The following is a 16,707-nucleotide window of genomic DNA, read 5'->3' as shown; positions in this document are numbered from 1 at the left end:
AGCTTCTCCGTTAACGGTCACGCAAAGCGCCAGCGGGTCAACCGCCGCTCAGATAAGGTAATCAGCCGGGAAAAGAGCGCGGCGACGGCGGCAATCAGCACCACACCCGCCATAATGCGGTCGGATTCAAGCAACTGCTGTGCGCGAATCATCATACCGCCCAGCCCTTCTCCCGACGGCATGAAATACTCTGCGCCAATCGCGCCTGTCCACGCGTGCATCAACGCCAGCCGCAGGCCGGAAAACAGCGGCGGCAACACGCTGGGCAGTATTAGCGTGCGGAGCGTCTGAACTGGCGTCAGACGCAGCACCTGCGCCACTTCCAACAGCGCAGGGGGAAGCTGAGCGATCCCCTGACGGGTTGCCAGCATCACGGGAAAGAATGCCGCCACGGCGATAAACACGATTTTGGCGCTTTCCCCTAACCCAAACCAGGCGGTGATCAGCGGCAGCCAGGCGAATAGCGCTACGCAACGCAGCGCGGACAGCGCCGGATTAAACAGCCTGTCGGTAATACGCCAGCCGCCGAGCACCGCTCCAACCAGCACGCCGATCGCACTCCCCAGCGTAAAGCCCTGTAGCGCCCGCAGCAGGCTGGCATGGAGATCAATGAGCAATCCCCCCTGAACCAGCCCCGTCCCCAGCGCGTCGATCACGCGACTCGGCGCAGGAAGGAAAGCCACGTTCACCCACTCGTAGGTGCTACTAACCTGCCACAGCACAACCAGTACCAGTGGCGCTAACCAAGGTGTCAGCGACAGACTCGGCAGCGCATAACCCAAGCTATCGCGACCCAGCACCGGTGCAGGCCAGTGAATCCAGCGACGCTCCAGCTTCAGCAGCACACGCTCTCCGGCAAATCCCAGGATTCCAATGATCAGAATGCAGACGAACACTAAATCCAACATGAACAGCTGGCGGCTTTGTACCAGCAGATAGCCCAACCCTTCGCTGGATGCCAGCAGTTCAACCGCAATCAACGCGACCCATCCGGTAGAAAACGCCAGCCGCACGCCGGTCATCACATAGGGCAGCATCGCAGGCAGAATCAGGTAGCGCAGGAAAGCGGCAGGCGGTAAACGCAGGCTACGTGCCATTTCATGCAGCTTTTGCGGCGTCTGTTGAATGCCGGCACACGTGTAGAGCGTCACCGGCACCGTTACCGATTTCACCAGCACTACCAGCTTCAGCGCCTCGCCGATGCCCAGTGACAACATCAAGAGTGGAATCCAGGCCAGCGTCGGGATCTGCGCAATAACGGTGAACAACGGCATAAATAGCGCATTCAGCCGCCGATTCAGACCGAAGAGACTACCGAGCACCAGACCCAGCGCGATCCCCCCGCTAAAGCCAATCGCCAGCCGCAGCAGGCTGATGGGCAACTGATGAACCAGCTCTTCGGGGATAAAAGCCCGTGCGCTATCGATGACCGCCAGTGGTGAAGGCAGGATTTGTTCAGACATCCATCCGTGACGACTGGCAAGCCACCAGCTTGCAAGCACCAGCAGCGGCACAACCAGAGACACGACTAACGCAGAATATCCCGCCGACAGTGCGGCGGCGGTCAGCGAGGCATCAGGGGCGGAGCGTATCCGCAGCGGATATTTGGGCATCATGATCGTCGGTATCCAGCGGCGTTATTTTTGCGTCAGCAGGGAAAGACGAGTAATCCCCGCCTGCTCGACATCGGCCAGCAGCGCGGCGACAGCGCCGTAATTCGCGTCTTTATCCGCCTGCACCTGCACCACCAGATCCGCATTACCCGCTTTAGCCTGTTGCAGGCGCGGCACCAGCTGTTCGCGCGCCAGATTCTCTTTATTGATGAACACGCGCTGCTCGCTATCAATACTAATCACTACCGGATCGGCGCGGTCAGCCGGTGCCACCGCCGACGTTTTCGGGAGCTGAATCGGAATGGCATTGGTCAACATCGGCGCGGTCACAATAAACACCACCAGCAGCACCAGCATGACGTCCACAAGGGGTGTGATATTCATTTCACTCATGACGTCTTCATCATTACGCGAGGTAAACGCCATATCAGACCACCTCTCTCAGGTTCTTCACGGAGAAGGCGGCAGACGATGGCTCCGCGCTGGCGTGAACCGTGCTGACATGAAAATCGTGAGCCTGCATCACGCTGTAGACATCATGGGCAAAGTCATCCATGTCCGCGACGGCCAGCTTGAGGCGACGTAAAAAGTAGTTGTAGATCAGCACCGCAGGCACCGCGACGGCAATCCCGATTCCGGTCGCAATCAGCGCGTTGCCAATCGGCCCCGCAACAGTATCGAGACTGGCAGAACCAGAAAGCCCGATCTCCTGTAATGCCGCCATAATGCCCCAAACGGTGCCAAACAGGCCGATAAACGGCGACGTACTGCCGATACTGGCCAGCACCGCCAGCCCGCTTTCCAACGTACGTCGCTCACGCTGAATCTGTTGTTGCAGCGCGCGCTCAACCCGATCGGGCAGATGAATATTCAGCGCAAGCTGCCCACTCATCTGCTCTGGCGCTTTGACGGCGGCCAGCGCCAGATTAGCGAGTGAACCGGGCTGTTTGGCGCTGGTTTCCGGCGTCTGGCTAACGTCATCCTGCTGCCAGAACGCCGCGCGAAAACGCCGATCGCGCCGCTGCGCCCGCCCGTATTGGACGAATTTCAGCAGCCCCAGCCCCCAGGTGACGAGGGAAAACAGCAGTAACAATAGAATCACTGCGCCTTCCGCAGAAAAGAGTTCAATGTGTCCAAGCGTCATAACCAATTACCTCATGAGTTCAGCGAAAAATCGACGGGAACAACCACCCAGCCGCTCACCGGCTGGTTGCCGCGGCGCGCCGGAACGAAAGACCAGCGCAGCACCGTGTCTCTGGCTGCCTCGTCCAACGAGGGATAGCCGCTTGATTGATGAATCCGAATGGTTTGCACTTTGCCGTCGGCACGTACCTGCACATTCAGAAGTACGGTGCCTTCATAACCACGGCTAATCGCCACGTCGGGATAAGACGGTGCCGGATTATGCAGGTAGTCCGCATTCGCCAACGGCGGCGTTAACGGCGCGTCTACGGGTGGCGCGACCGCCTGTTGCGCCACCGGAGCTGGCGTGACCGGGGCACTTGCCGATACCGTTTCAGCCTGAGGTTTTGGCGTCGGCGCGGGCGGGTTCTTTTTCACCGCGACCTTTTTCGGCGCGGGTTCCGGCTTTTTCTCGGGCGCTTTTCTCTCAGGTTCCGGCGGCAATAGCGCGTTGTCATCCACTGGCTTGTCGACGACGGGCGGAGTGAGTTCCGGCGGAGGGGCTACGACTTCAGGTTCAGCCGGCTCGGCTTGCAGTACCGGCTCGGCAACCGCCGCAACCAGTTCGATGCTGATAGGCTGTGGCCGGGCTGGTACCGTAACAGGCGGTGTCGACGCGCTGCTGAATAACGCCAATACTGCCGCGTGCAATAGCAACGTTGCGATCGCCGCCAGCCAACGCTCCGGTCGGGACGAAACCGTCGTATTCAACGCCGGCACGCGCGACTGCACGACGCCGTTCACCCGGCTGGCGTGCGGAGTCGGCTCCGGTGAATAAGACCGGGATCCTGACACCGCTCCCGCATAGAGTAATTCCGTCATGGTTAGTGCTCCTGACCGTGTTTATTGATACCCGTCATGCTTTAACTTGCAGGCGACATTGAGAGGTAACCTAAAATAGCGCTGGAATAAGCGATTCTTTCCGAGTGCTTAATAAAGTCAACGTATGTATCTGCATATCGATATTCATTTATACCCGTCATACTTCAAGTTGCATGTGCGTTGGCTGCGTTCACTCACCCGAATCACTTACCTGAGTAAGCTCATCGGGATTCCTTCCCTTGCCGCCTTCCTGAAACTCGAATTATTTAGGATATAATTATTTATTTCATCGGAAAGATAATGACGATCCTGCCTACCGACAAACTAAAGGCAATAAACCCAAACAGGCTAATGCATAGTTGGAATAGTTTTTTTTCGTTCGCTGCATAACGATGAAATAAGCGATGAATGCTGATTTAGCTATTTACTAAAAATAATAATGCTTTTTTTGTATTAGTCAGTTTATTGCCAAGCCTTTAAATGTGTTTCTGCAACAAGATGACGCCGCGCTAAACCGGCGCAATAACAACAGAAATATTCGCACACTCACATTCAAACACCTCATCACTGGCGGGCGACAAATGAAAACATCAGGACGAAAATGGTTAGTGACCAGTTTATTGGCAATGGGAATGGCCTGGTCAGGCATTGCATCGGCGATTACTGAAATTCGCATTGCCGCGCCAGACATCGGTGCAGGCACAAAACCCAGCGGCGGCGGCCTGCTTGACGTCATTCACAGTCAGAAGCTGCTGGAGCGCGAGTTTGGCAAAGACGGGATCAGCGTCCGTTGGACGTTTATTAAAGGCGCAGGCCCCGTTATCAATGAAGCGTTTGGCAACCATCAGGTTGACGTGGCCTATCTGGGGGATTTAGCCAGCATTATCGGCCGCGCGCGCGGGCTGGATACGCGCGTGATCGCCGTGGCATCACGCGGTATCAATCACTATCTGGCGGTGGCGAAAGGTTCCGGTATTGAGAAAATCGCCGATCTGAAAGGTAAACGCATCGGGATCTTTCGCGGAACAGCAGGAGAGCTTTCGTTCGTCAGCGCGCTTGATTCGCAGGGTCTAAAGCCTTCTGATGTGAAGCTGATTAATCTCGACTTCGCGGCGGCCAGCGCGGCGTTAGCGGCCGGACAGATTAATGCGACATGGGGCGGCAGCAATACGCTTTCGCTGCGAGATAAAGGACTGGCGGACATCCCACTGTCTAGCCGTGACCTGAATGGTGCCGGCCAGCTCAGCGGCTTCCTGCTGGTGGATGAGAAATTTGCCAAAGGCAACGAGGATATTCTGCGCCGCCTGGTAAAAGTCCAACGAGAAGCGGCAAACTGGGCCAGCGATGAGAAAAATAAAGATGAATTTATTCGACTCTTAGCCACCCAATCAGGTTACCCGGAAAATATATTACGCGTCGAATGGGATACATTGCCGCCATTAACCGAGCGTCTTTCACCCGAATTGGATCCAGACTTTGTGGAAAAATTAAAACGCGCCGTCACATTGGCATATGAATCGCGTCTTATTCGGCAACCTTTTGATGTCGATAAATGGCTGGATGATTCTTATCTAAAAGCAACTCAATAATTTATTCCCCCCAAAAATTATAACCCACGTATTGCCGTGACATTCACGGCAATCGGCAGCCTATTGACGACATTCGGACGAAGCTATGTATTTAAAAAAACACCAGCAGTATTTAAAAGAACACCAGCGAAAAATAACATCAGGCATTTTAATGAGCTGCGTCTTAACGCTTCCTGCTATGGCGCGAGCAGCCGATCCGCAAATCACAACGGATAACGTTCCACGAACCGAGGCAGCAACCGCCGCCCCCGTTCAACTAAAGCGTGTGAAAGTGAATGCTCAGCGTACGCCTGTTCAACCACCGACCACGCTGGCATCGGTGATCGATGGCAAAACGCTCGAAGAAGAACGGGTGTATCGCTTTGAAGAACTGTCGCAACTGGTGACAGGGCTGGACGTCGATACCGTCGATGTGATGGACACCACCGTGACCATTCGTGGGATTGGCGACGGCGGCGAGAGCGGTACGAATATCGGTATGCCGGGCAGCGTAGGGCTGTTTGTCGATGGCGTTTACTTATCCCGCCCCGGCGTCATCTCTAATGACTTGCTGGATATCGACAGCACCCGCGTATTGAAAGGCCCACAAGGGGCAGCCTACGGCTTTAACACCACCGGCGGCGCTATTGATATTCGCACCCGCAAACCGACCTTCACACCGGAATATTCACTGGAACAATCTTTCGGGCAGCGCGGTTACCTGCAATCCAAACTGATGGCATCCGGGCCACTCAGCGACCACTGGGCAGGACGCATCAACCTGTCGCGCACGGAACGCGGTGGAAACGTCACGAATATAGAAAACGGCCATAAGCTGGGAGGCAGCACCAATAACGGCGTGCGCGGCCAGTTGCTTTATCAGCCTAATGACAGTTTTAGCCTCAGAATTACCGGCGACTACAGCGATTCCACGCAGCGTCCAGTCTCGGTACTCGTGAGCGCAACCGACGATTTTCGTAATCGCGCCCAACAGACTGGCCTTAAGGTCGTCGGCGGTCGCCTGGTCGCCATGGATGACGAGAATGTTATTCGTGTTGCGCAAGGCGGTGGATCGGTAGAGGCCAATTGGAGGCTGAAAAACGGCTATAGCGTCAATTCGCTATCGTCACTGCGCTATTTCCGCGTATTACCCAGCACGGCAGATAACTGGAATATTCCGCTCTATCACGATAGCGGCGCTGACGTACGCGATCGCGTCTGGTCACAAAGTTTTTGGCTGGATTCGCCCAAAGGCAACACGTTCGATTATTCACTGGGCGTCGATTACTGGGGAGAGAACCTCGATACCGAGGCAAACAGTCGCTACTACAACGACAACCGCGTGCGGACATGGGTAGGAAATGGCTATCAGGGCATTAACGTTCAGCGCTTTGGCACGCTGGATGACACCGTTTATTCCGTCTATGGCCGCGGAACCTGGCATGCCGCCGATAAACTGGATGTGATTGTCGGCCTGCGCCAGACCTATGAGAAAAAGGAGGGGACGTTTGTACGCAAAAATCGCGCAACCTTTGACTCTGGCCCGCTTTCGCAAACCAACCGCCTGCCTTCGGGTTCCATCAGCCTGAACTGGTTTGCGGCACCGAATGTGACTCCGTACGTCACGCTGGGCTACGGGGAAAAATCCGGTGGCCTGAATGTATCATCTGGGGCAGCAAGACAGTTGGGGATCGATTCGCTGTACGTCGATCCAGAGAAAACCCGTTCCGCGGAGCTGGGGGTTAAAACCCACTGGCTACAGCGCAAAGTGGAATGGAATACCGCGCTGTTCTGGAGCGTCGTCGAAGATTTCCAGAACAATGCCTATGACGAGGAAACGGATACCAGCTATCTGATTAACGCCGGGAAATTCCGCTCACGCGGCGGCGAAACGCAACTGACGGTGCGCCCGATTGACGGGCTGAGCATCAGTCTGGCCGGTACCGTTCTGGATGCCCGCTACCTGAACTTCCCTAACGCCCGCTGCCCGGCAGAAATCTCCGCCGTCTCGTGCGATATGTCGGGGAAACGCGTCTTCAAGTCCCCGACGCTGAGCTACAACACGCGTGTGCGTTACCAATGGGATACGCCAAATAATCTGCAAGCCTCGGTTTCCGGTCAATGGTCATGGCGGAGCTGGGCCTACGGTACGCTCGACGATTCCGAATACAACCGTATTCCAGCGTATGGCGTCCTGAATCTGTCTAGCGGGCTGAGCGGCAAGCAAGGCGACAACCGCTGGAACGTATCGCTATGGGTGAAAAATGCGCTGGATAAAAACTACTACCGATCCGTCAGAGGCTCCAGCGCCACAACGGGTGTGATAGGTGAACCCCGCATGGTCGGAATATCGGTCGGCTACGACTTCAAGGGCTAACGTCATGAACAAGATGCCTTACTCACGCCGACGTTTCCTGCGCGACAGCACGCTGCTCGCGCTGTCGGCTCCGTTCTGGAACGCCACAGCGCCTCGTGCCTCTGCCTACGCAGGCGAATCCGCACCGCAGGTCAGCCTGCGCTGGCTGGACGGGAAGCGGCCCCGCGCGTTCACTGGCGTGACCTGGGGCGTCCCCTGGCCGCAAGGGGCAGTGCGCAACGACAGCGGCTTCCAACTGCATGATGCGCAACAGCACGCTTATGACTTGCAAAGTTGGCCTCTGGCGCGCTGGCCGGACGGTTCGATTAAATGGTCGGCACATGCCCTGGGTGGCGACACGCCGCCGGAAGACGGACTGACGCTACGGCCGATTCCCGCTAAGGACGGCTCGACGGGTTCAGCAATGGTCCGCGAACATGAGCACGGCTGGACAGTGGAGACGGGCCGCATTCGCTACGAGATCTCACGCTCTGGCACCCGTTTAATCTCAGAAGTATGGCGAAATAATCGGCTGGCGTTAACCAACGGCAGACTGGTGTTGCGCATGCAGCGAGGCGCGGAGACGGAGAGTACCCTGACGCAGGATGCGTATCAGGGCGTGATTGATACGGTTATGGTGGAGCAGAACGGGGTACAGCGAACGGTGATTGCGCTACGCGGTACACACCACGCGCCACAGCAGGGGGTAACGCGCATCCCCTTTATTATCCGGCTTTATAGCTATGCGAACACCGATTCACTGCGTGTCCTACACACGCTGATCTATGACAACGACGATGACCTCGTCAGCCTGAAAGGACTTGGACTGGCGTTCGACGTTCCGTTACAGGGGGAGTTGCACGATCGCCATGTCCGTTTCGTCTCGGATCAGGGTGGGCTCTTCCGTGAGGCGGTACGCGGCCTGAGCGGGCTACGGCGCGATCCCGGTTCGGCCGTTATCGCGGCACAGTTGGCCGGGCAAGCCACGCCGCCGATAGCGGATTTTTCACCGGAGGTCGTAAAACGGCTGGATTACATTCCCGCGTTTGGCAGCTATCGCCTGACGCAGCACCATCCCGACGGTTTCCAGATACATAAACGCACGGCGGCCGGACAGGGCTGGTTACTTTCCGCCACCGGCGAACGGGCGGCGGGAGTCGGCTATCTGGGCACGCCAACCGGCGGTGTGGCGTTCGGGATACGCCATTTCTGGCAGAGCTACCCGGCCTGTCTGGAAATCGACAATGCTCACACCGACGTCGCGACCGTCACGCTCTGGCTGTGGTCACCGTGGGCGGAACCGATGGATATGCGCTTTTATCATGACGGGCTGGGTCAGGATACCCATGACAAACAGCGCGAAGGACTGGCCATTACCTATGAAGATTACGAACCGGGCTTCGGTTCGGCAGTCGGCGTAGCGCGCACCAGCGAACTGTTTATCGATGTGCTACCTGCAACGCCAGACGCAGAAGATCTGGTGAATCGGGCGCGACGCATGCAGCAACCGCCGTTGCTGGTGGCAGACGCTCAGGATCTGCACCGCGCGCAGGCGTTTGGATCAATGTGGGCACCCGCCTCTGCCACCACGCCAGCCCGAATTCGGCTGGAGAAACAGCTGGATGCGTATTTCGACGTCTACCAGCAGGAGGTCGAGCAGCGAAAATGGTATGGCTTCTGGGATTTCGGCGACGTGATGCACACCTATGACAGCGACCGTCACGTCTGGCGCTACGACGTGGGCGGCTACGCGTGGGATAACTCGGAGCTCAGCACCGATCTGTGGCTCTGGTATTACTTTCTGCACAGCGGGCGCGCCGAAGCGTTTCGCCTGGCAGAAGCCATGACGCGCCACACGGGCGAAGTGGACGTACACCATCTAGGACGCTTCAGTCCGCTGGGGTCGCGGCACAATGTGCGCCACTGGGGCGACAGCGCCAAACAGCTGCGTATTTCTACCGTCGCTAACCGCCGTTTTCTCTACTACCTCACTGCCGATGAACGCATCGGTGAACTGATGGATGAACAGGTTGAGGCACTGCGTACGCTAAGCGCGGTGCTGCCCGGCCGCAAAATCGGCCAGACGCATCCCGATAACCCAAACCATATCAGCCTGGGTTTCGGCACCGACTGGGGTGCCGTTGCTGCCGCGTGGCTCACCGCGTGGGAACGCCATAGCGACCCATCGATGCGCGAACGCTTGCTCAACAGCATGCAGACGCTGGCCAGCCAGCCGCACGGTTTTTTCACTGGCAGCGCCGCCATCGATCCCGATACCGGCCGCTTTCTTCCCGCGCCTGCGGATCAGGTAGAAATTTCACACCTGAGCGCAGTTTTCGGTCTGACGGAAATCTGTAGCGAGTTGGTTGAAGCGTTGCCCGATCCCGCTTTTACACGCGCGTGGCTCGACTACTGTCGACTGTATAACGACCCCATCGCGTTAAGCGCAGGCGTAGGTAAAACGGTGAAAAAGCTCAATCTGGCTCAGGGACATGCCCGACTGACTGCGTTTGCCGCACGACGGTTGAACGATCGTGCACTGATGCAGCGCGCCTGGGCAGAGTTTACCGCGGGCAGCGGCGGCATTGCCCATCCGACGCTCGAGCAGCGGCGTGTAACGCCACCGACCGTGCTCTATCCCATCAACGAGCCGGTCATCGATTCGACCATTGATAAACATTCTGGCAGCACTACGGCCGTCAATCTGGCGACCAACGCCGTCGCCCAATGGGGGTTAACGGCCATCGCCCTGCTGGCTTTGCTGGATGACATTCCCTCTTCTTAATGCCGCCACCCGGCGGCACGCTACAGGACATCACCATGACTGACCCAGGCTGTACTGAAAACACGCTCCTCCTGTCACCCCAGGCAGACGACACACATGACATTATTGATTCGCCACACCGTTCAACGTTTATCTGGTCCACGGATTCCATCGGCCAGCCGTTACGCTGGCAGGTGGAGCAGGAAGATCCTGACCGCACGGCAATCCAAGCCACGCCAGAGCATCTGGCACTGGAAAGCGCCGCCGGGCTGACGATCTGGCTGGACGCCCCACTCTCAGGCACCTATCGCATCGCCTTCACGCGCGAAGTGTTGGTCGCGGATCGTCCCTACGACCGCGTATCCGACCTGAATCAGTTCTGGGCCGCGCGCGACCTGCACCACCCGAACCTGTTTACCCGGTACGGCAAGCTCAACGAATATGACAGCCTGAATCTGTACTATGTCGGAATGGGCGGCAACTGGAACAGCACTACGCGTTTCCGTTATTACGACGGTCACGGTGAGCGCCTGCTGCTCGGTGAATACACCGATGCCACGCACCTGCTGCGTCCTAATCATCGCTATCGCATCGTGATTGAAGTGGATCGGCGGGAAACACGTTTTTGGGTCGACGATGTGCTCTATTTCCACGCCAGCTATCCGAATACGCCCGCTCCCGGCTATTTCGGTTTTCGGACGGTATTTTCGCGTCAGGAAATCAGCGACTTCAGCATCACTCCGCTGTAAGCACCGCTGGCGTACCGTGCAGGTCGCTGTCGACCTGCACAAACGTGTCAATCAGCTTGCGTGCCAGCAGAGACAGACGGGCATCCGCCAGATAAATAATGCCGTAGTGGGTATAAAACTCGTCGGTGTTGTCGTCCAGACCCGCAATCTTCAACATATGCAGCCCGTGTCGCTCGGGCTCGCTGAAATGGTTGGTTGTCCCAATGGCATCCGAATGACGAACCACATCCAGAAGGCTGTAGCCATTCTCACACTCAATGCTGGTGCGAATATCCAGTTTACCGCTCAGTTGCACCAGCGCACGGTGCAGGTTGGGTGGGCGGATCGTTGCCGCAAGCGGGTAGGAAAAGAATTGCTCGACGGTGATCTCTTCCTGCGCCGCCAGCGGATGCCCGCTACGGCAGCAGAAGCCCCAGCGGTGCTGGCTCAGCGGCTGCACCCGATAGCGGGTATCGAATTCAAAATTGCGCATGTCCGCCACGATAAAGTCCAGCTCTTCGGCCATGAGCCGATGGCCCAGCGCCTGCCAGTTATCAACGCGAAAGACCATCCGCACCTTTGGGTAATGTCGCGAGAAATCCCCGATCACCTGCGGCATTAGCCAGGCTGCGGGAGCTGGGCCACAGCCAAAATTCACTTCGCCCGCTTCTTTCTCGTTGAATTGCTGAATATCGTTAAACAGATCGTGCGTCTGATTAATCAGGCGACGCGCGTGTTCCAGCACCACCAGTCCTTTCGGCGTCGGCTCTAATTGATTCATACGATCGATCAGACGCGTGCCAATGGTTTGCTCCAGCGACTGGATGCTGCGACTGAAGGCAGATTGGGAAAGCTTCATCGCCTGTGCTGCCGACGTAAAATTTCGATGCTCAATCAGGGCAATAAAGTGGCGCAGTTGGCGAAGATCGATGTTCATAGCAACAATCAGCGAGTCATCAGGACGGAAGGAATGGGCAGGCTAGCAGGTCTAATCGTGCAGAAAAAATAATAAAACCGATTTTTATATTCTTGCTGGTTATATATCTACAACGGCGGATGTGATGGAGGAGAAACCCATCTCCACTTAATAGCTGTCTCCTGATCATAGATTTTATGTAATTCAGGAGATAGTTTCGTGCGCGATAATGACGTTATTTTCATGCTACCTTGTAGCACGCGCCCGACACGGGACGGCTCAAACGCCGCTCGCCCCGTGACCCCAGGCTTTCGGCGGAAATTATGCCGCTGACGCGGTACCTTCGTCGATATCTGGCTTAACGGACCGCTTGCGACACGCTCCATGCGTGGCGCAAGCTTTCGCCGCGTCCATGCGGCTCATCCTAAGCTAGCTATCTCCTCAGCATAATTTTTTACGCCGAATAACGGCAAGATTGGTGTAGCCGTCAATTAGCGAAAGCATCAGCTTTTTGGGATCAGAACAGCTTTTTCGCCGTATCCAGCCAGTCCCCTTTGAAAGGACGCTTCATGTTCTCGATGGCATCAACGATGTCGTGGTGTACCATTTTTTCATTCTGGATACCGACGCAGCGGCCGCCGTAACCCTGCTGTAGCAACTCGATAGAGTAGGCACCCATGCGCGAAGCCAGAATGCGGTCATATGCAACCGGAGAACCACCGCGCTGAATGTGGCCGAGTACGGTCGCACGGGTTTCGCGCCCCGTTTCTTTTTCAATGTATTTCGCCAGCTCATCGACGTCGCACACCAGTTCAGTGATAGCCACAATCGCGTGTTTTTTGCCTTTCTCGATACCCGCTTTGATTTCGCAGACCAGATCTTCCGGGCTGAATGGTACTTCCGGCAGAACGATGAATTCACAACCGCCGGCAATCGCCGCCGCCAGCGTCAGGTCACCGCAGTGGCGTCCCATGACTTCAACAATGGAAATACGCTGGTGTGAAGAGGAGGTATCACGCAGGCGGTCAATCGCTTCCAGCACGGTTTCCAGCGCGGTAAAGTAGCCGATCGTGTAGTCCGTACCCGCCACATCGTTATCGATCGTGCCGGGCAAGCCGATACAAGGGAAACCCATTTCGGTCAGACGCTTAGCCCCCATATAGGAACCGTCACCGCCGATAACAACCAGCGCATCCAGACCGCGTCTTTTCATATTTTCTACGCAAACCTGACGCACTGCTTCGTCACGAAACTGCGGGAAACGCGCAGATCCCAGAAACGTGCCGCCACGGTTAATCACATCCGATACGCTGTAGCGATCCAACTGCTCCATGCGATCTTCGTACAAGCCCTGATAACCATCATAAATGCCGTAAACTTCCAGCCCTTCCGTTAGTGCAGCGCGAACCACACCACGAATTGCCGCATTCATACCTGGTGCATCGCCACCGCTCGTCAACACTCCGATTCTTCTAATCATGACAACCTCTGGACTTGTAGATGTAATTTTGCAGGATTCTTCTATCGTAAATTCACCACCGCCGTGAAACAGGCGGCAACGCCTTATTCTTTTATTAGCATATTATAACAAACACCCGAAGCTGAATTGATTCAGGTCAGGCTAAATTGTGCATAAATTTTCATGGCCTATCACGTTTTTAACATAAAATGCTGAAAACACGGTCAACTACGCCGTCAGCCTGCCACGCTGATTTTCCGGCACGGCGGAAACCGGATCCTGATGGATAATAATGTCAGCCCCCGGAAAGCGTTTAAGTAATGCCTGCTCCAGATCGTCTGCAATTTGATGTGCCTGAACCAGCGGCAGTGCATCATCCATTTCCAGATGCAGTTGAATAAAACGTGTTGGGCCGGAACGTCGGGTACGCAACGCATGTGCGCCACGAATGCCCGGCCAGTTAACAATCACCTCAGCAATAGCACGATGCTCATCATCCGGCAGCGCCCGATCCAGCAGTGACTGCACGGCGTCATACCCCATGCGTAACGCGCTATATAAAATGTAGCCGCCGATACCCAGAGCAAACAGGGAGTCGGCACGCGTAATGCCTTTCCAACTGAGCGCCAACGCCACCAGAATCGCACCGTTCATCAACAGGTCGGACTGATAATGCAGCATGTCCGCACGAACCGCCTGACTGTGCGTACGCTTCACGACCCAGCGCTGGAACGATACCAGCAGCAGCGTGGCGACTAGCGCAATGAGCGTCACCCACATCCCCACTTCCGGCGCGTGCAGCGTCTGCGGTTCCAGCGAGTGTTGCAGTCCCGTCAGAATCAGGAACAGCGCCGAGCCAGAGATAAACATGCTCTGCGCCAGTGCGGCCAGCGATTCCGCTTTACCGTGGCCGAACGCATGTTCAGTATCCGCCGGCTGCAACGAATAGCGCACCACCAGCAGGTTCACCAGCGACGCGGCGATATCCACCAGCGAATCAACCAGTGACGCCAACAGGCTCACCGACCCCGTGTGCCACCAGGCAAACACTTTCATTATGAACAGCACCAGCGCCACGGCAGTTGCGCTCACGGCGGCCAGCGTCACCAGACGTGCATAGTGTGGATTCATCATGCCCTCACAGAAAACCGATCGCCTGGGTTGTTACCCACGTTCAACTCGTTAATGATGTTTTTAACACACGGGAATAGCGAACAAACGTCAAAATACAGCATACCGTCGCCAGCATCGCCATCGCCGCCCCCATGAAGCCGATGTCGGGCAAGCCCAAATGGATAATAACCTGATTGCCCAGCAGCGCACCGCCGCCGATGCCAATGTTATAAATCCCCGAATAGAGCGCCATTGCCACATCCGTTGCATCCGATGCCAGCGTCAGCACTTTGACCTGCATACCCAGGCTCAGCGCCATAATGGCGATTCCCCAGACGATGCACAGCGTCGACAGGCTCCAGCCGCTAAATGACAACGGCAGCAGTAACAGCAAACATGCTGCCAGAAACGCGAAAGAGACAATCAGAAAGCCCGCCGGATACTTACTGCTGTAACGGCTGAACAGCATGCTACCAATGATTCCGGCACCGCCAAAAATCAATAGCAAGATGGTCGTGAAGTTCTCACTCAACAACGCCACTTTCTGGATAAACGGCTCAATATAACTGTAGGCGGTAAAATGCGCCGTCACGATCATGACGGTCAGGCCGTACACGCACAGCAGCGCCGGACGTTTCAGCAGAAGAGGCAAACTCTTCAATGAACCGGAATTGCTGCTTGGCAACACGGGCAGCAGTTTCATCAGACCCACCATAATCGCCGCAGCAATCAGGCCAATCAGGACAAACGTCACACGCCACCCCAGATACTGACCGACCACACGTCCCAGCGGTAACCCCAGCACCAGCGCCAACGCCGTGCCGGTCGCCAGCAGGCTTAATGCCTGCGCCTTTTTGTCCGCGGGCGCCAGACGCACCACCAGCGATGCCGTAATCGACCAGAATATTGCGTGAGCCAGTGCCACACCGATACGGGCGATCACCAGCACCCAATAGTTCCAGGCCAGACCGGATAGCACATTACTGATAGCGAACAGGATAAAGATTTTGATCAACAGGCTACGTCGTTCCATATCGCTGGACAGCAGCATACAGGGTAACGACATCAGCCCGACCACCCAGGCGTAAATCGTAATGATCAGCCCAACCTGCGCGGCGCTCATGGAAAAGCTGGCGGCGATATCTGACAACAACGCAACAGGGGCAAATTCCGCGGTGTTAAAAATGAATGCCGCCAGAGAAAGGCTGACGACGCGTAACCAGGCGGTCGAACGGGAAGAACGGGTCATGGCATTGATATCAAAGTTAAAATAAAAGAATGCGCCCTCTGTCGTGGCAGAGGCTAGCGCGATGGAGCAATGGTACAGGGAAAGTATGACATCGCCATGTAATCGGCGAGCTGCCAAGGGTGTTTCAGCGTGCTTTTATGAGGATGTCAGCCAAAAGCCTGAGGACAGGTAAGGGAGCATTCATGAGCATCATTTTTGGTGCTCATATTCTACGCGTTATATCTCATATTGTGCTGATTTTTTCGTGCCGAATTTTAGGCAAAAAAAACCCTCCATCATGGAGGGCAAAAAGACAGGGATGGTGTCTATGGCAAGGAAAAACAGGGTGTGTACCTACTACACATTACTACTCGGACTGCACTACGTTTACTACAGACTACTTACTACACTAGCGCTACTACTCGGGATTCTCTGTCTCAGTCTGGTTTGTCGTACCTGGTGCTGGCGCGGCCATCTGGTTAAACATGGATATCTGCTGCTGCATCTCTTTCATGCGTTGCTTATGCTTCACATCTAAGATCTCTTTCTGCGCCGGCGTCAGCAGGTTATACATTTGGTTGCGCACTCGGGTCATCTGAATCTGACGCTCAATCTGCACACTCATCATTCGGGTTATCTGCGCTCGCACCGCCGCTTCATCAAACGTTTCTGCCGTCACCAACTTGTGCATGGCTTTAACATCTTCGGCATTAAACGCCGGTTTGTCCTGACGGCTCTGGTGCATCAAATCACGCATTTGCTGACGCTGTTGCTCAGTCAGCCTCACGCCATCAAACATACCTTGCTGGCCGGAGACCCCTTTTGTGGCGGAATCATCGATATGCCAGCCGCTCGCCGGGGCGTCTCCACTTTCTGCTGCAACGGCGGTAAAAGTGCCTAGCATAAGCAGTGAAGCAAGAGATAAGGTTGCGAACTGTTGCATCGATAACTCTCCAGA

The 16,707-nt window shown here is 55.9% G+C and carries 13 protein-coding genes; 4 read left to right on the top strand and 9 right to left on the bottom strand.

Going from position 1 to position 16,707, the window contains the following annotated elements:
- Positions 1-17: 17 nt before the first annotated feature.
- From AB8809_RS00730 to AB8809_RS00715, 4 genes are read right to left on the bottom strand one after another with little or no spacing between them, the layout of a single operon-like run.
- Positions 18-1,616, bottom strand: coding sequence for an ABC transporter permease (locus tag AB8809_RS00730; RefSeq protein WP_349855597.1), 1,599 nt, complete (start codon positions 1,614-1,616; stop codon positions 18-20).
- Positions 1,617-1,637: 21 nt separating this feature from the next.
- Positions 1,638-2,039 carry a biopolymer transporter ExbD gene (locus tag AB8809_RS00725; protein ID WP_349855596.1) on the bottom strand — a complete coding sequence of 134 codons (402 nt, stop codon included), beginning with the start codon at positions 2,037-2,039 and terminating at the stop codon, positions 1,638-1,640.
- 1 nt (position 2,040) lies between these two features.
- Entirely contained in the window at positions 2,041-2,757 is a 717-nt protein-coding gene (locus AB8809_RS00720; protein ID WP_180779143.1) for a MotA/TolQ/ExbB proton channel family protein, read from the bottom strand.
- An 11-nt stretch (positions 2,758-2,768) separates the two neighbouring features.
- Complete coding sequence (locus tag AB8809_RS00715) at positions 2,769-3,617, bottom strand: energy transducer TonB (protein ID WP_349855594.1); 849 nt, start codon at positions 3,615-3,617, stop codon at positions 2,769-2,771.
- 581 nt (positions 3,618-4,198) lie between these two features.
- Between AB8809_RS00715 and AB8809_RS00710 the strand changes: the two genes are divergently transcribed.
- The 4 genes from AB8809_RS00710 to AB8809_RS00695 all read left to right on the top strand — a co-directional run bounded on the left by AB8809_RS00710 (position 4,199) and on the right by AB8809_RS00695 (position 11,054).
- On the top strand, positions 4,199-5,206 hold the full coding sequence (locus AB8809_RS00710) for an ABC transporter substrate-binding protein (protein ID WP_349855593.1): 1,008 nt from the start codon (positions 4,199-4,201) through the stop codon (positions 5,204-5,206).
- An 85-nt stretch (positions 5,207-5,291) separates the two neighbouring features.
- The gene (locus AB8809_RS00705) at positions 5,292-7,562 is read left to right on the top strand and encodes a TonB-dependent receptor domain-containing protein (protein ID WP_349855592.1); all 2,271 of its coding nucleotides are present in this window, start codon (positions 5,292-5,294) and stop codon (positions 7,560-7,562) included.
- A gap of 4 nt (positions 7,563-7,566) precedes the next feature.
- A complete protein-coding gene (locus tag AB8809_RS00700) occupies positions 7,567-10,326 on the top strand; it encodes a Tat pathway signal sequence domain protein (RefSeq protein WP_349855590.1) in 2,760 nt (919 codons plus the stop codon).
- Positions 10,326-11,054, top strand: coding sequence for a DUF6250 domain-containing protein (locus AB8809_RS00695; protein WP_181845683.1), 729 nt, complete (start codon positions 10,326-10,328; stop codon positions 11,052-11,054). The genes AB8809_RS00700 and AB8809_RS00695 overlap by 1 nt, the downstream gene beginning before the upstream one ends.
- Here the strand turns inward: AB8809_RS00695 and AB8809_RS00690 are convergent.
- The 5 genes from AB8809_RS00690 to cpxP all read right to left on the bottom strand — a co-directional run bounded on the left by AB8809_RS00690 (position 11,041) and on the right by cpxP (position 16,692).
- The gene (locus AB8809_RS00690) at positions 11,041-11,970 is read right to left on the bottom strand and encodes a LysR family transcriptional regulator (RefSeq protein ID WP_349855588.1); all 930 of its coding nucleotides are present in this window, start codon (positions 11,968-11,970) and stop codon (positions 11,041-11,043) included. The genes AB8809_RS00695 and AB8809_RS00690 overlap by 14 nt on opposite strands.
- Positions 11,971-12,466: 496 nt before the next feature.
- The gene (gene pfkA / locus AB8809_RS00685) at positions 12,467-13,429 is read right to left on the bottom strand and encodes a 6-phosphofructokinase (RefSeq protein ID WP_012772882.1); all 963 of its coding nucleotides are present in this window, start codon (positions 13,427-13,429) and stop codon (positions 12,467-12,469) included.
- Between the two features lie 207 nt (positions 13,430-13,636).
- Entirely contained in the window at positions 13,637-14,539 is a 903-nt protein-coding gene (gene fieF, locus AB8809_RS00680; RefSeq protein WP_012772881.1) for a CDF family cation-efflux transporter FieF, read from the bottom strand.
- A gap of 43 nt (positions 14,540-14,582) precedes the next feature.
- Positions 14,583-15,770, bottom strand: a complete 1,188-nt coding sequence (locus AB8809_RS00675; RefSeq protein WP_180779137.1) for a sugar transporter — start codon at positions 15,768-15,770, stop codon at positions 14,583-14,585.
- Positions 15,771-16,167: 397 nt separating this feature from the next.
- Positions 16,168-16,692, bottom strand: a complete 525-nt coding sequence (gene cpxP / locus AB8809_RS00670) for a cell-envelope stress modulator CpxP (protein WP_012772879.1) — start codon at positions 16,690-16,692, stop codon at positions 16,168-16,170.
- Positions 16,693-16,707 lie beyond the last annotated feature (15 nt).

Origin of the sequence: Pectobacterium aroidearum (genome assembly GCF_041228105.1) — a bacterium.
GTDB classification, from domain to species: Bacteria; Pseudomonadota; Gammaproteobacteria; order Enterobacterales; family Enterobacteriaceae; genus Pectobacterium; species Pectobacterium aroidearum.
This window is presented reverse-complemented; position numbering and strand designations above follow the sequence as displayed.

Coding starts and splice junctions, on each gene's coding strand:
- AB8809_RS00675 (WP_180779137.1), bottom strand. CDS start 15,770: ATGACCCGTTCTTCCCGTTCGACCGCCTGGTTACGCGTCGTCAGCCTT.
- AB8809_RS00725 (WP_349855596.1), bottom strand. CDS start 2,039: ATGGCGTTTACCTCGCGTAATGATGAAGACGTCATGAGTGAAATGAAT.
- AB8809_RS00720 (WP_180779143.1), bottom strand. CDS start 2,757: ATGACGCTTGGACACATTGAACTCTTTTCTGCGGAAGGCGCAGTGATT.
- AB8809_RS00715 (WP_349855594.1), bottom strand. CDS start 3,617: ATGACGGAATTACTCTATGCGGGAGCGGTGTCAGGATCCCGGTCTTAT.
- fieF (WP_012772881.1), bottom strand. CDS start 14,539: ATGAATCCACACTATGCACGTCTGGTGACGCTGGCCGCCGTGAGCGCA.
- AB8809_RS00700 (WP_349855590.1), top strand. CDS start 7,567: ATGAACAAGATGCCTTACTCACGCCGACGTTTCCTGCGCGACAGCACG.
- AB8809_RS00690 (WP_349855588.1), bottom strand. CDS start 11,970: ATGAACATCGATCTTCGCCAACTGCGCCACTTTATTGCCCTGATTGAG.
- AB8809_RS00730 (WP_349855597.1), bottom strand. CDS start 1,616: ATGATGCCCAAATATCCGCTGCGGATACGCTCCGCCCCTGATGCCTCG.
- pfkA (WP_012772882.1), bottom strand. CDS start 13,429: ATGATTAGAAGAATCGGAGTGTTGACGAGCGGTGGCGATGCACCAGGT.
- AB8809_RS00705 (WP_349855592.1), top strand. CDS start 5,292: ATGTATTTAAAAAAACACCAGCAGTATTTAAAAGAACACCAGCGAAAA.
- AB8809_RS00695 (WP_181845683.1), top strand. CDS start 10,326: ATGCCGCCACCCGGCGGCACGCTACAGGACATCACCATGACTGACCCA.
- AB8809_RS00710 (WP_349855593.1), top strand. CDS start 4,199: ATGAAAACATCAGGACGAAAATGGTTAGTGACCAGTTTATTGGCAATG.
- cpxP (WP_012772879.1), bottom strand. CDS start 16,692: ATGCAACAGTTCGCAACCTTATCTCTTGCTTCACTGCTTATGCTAGGC.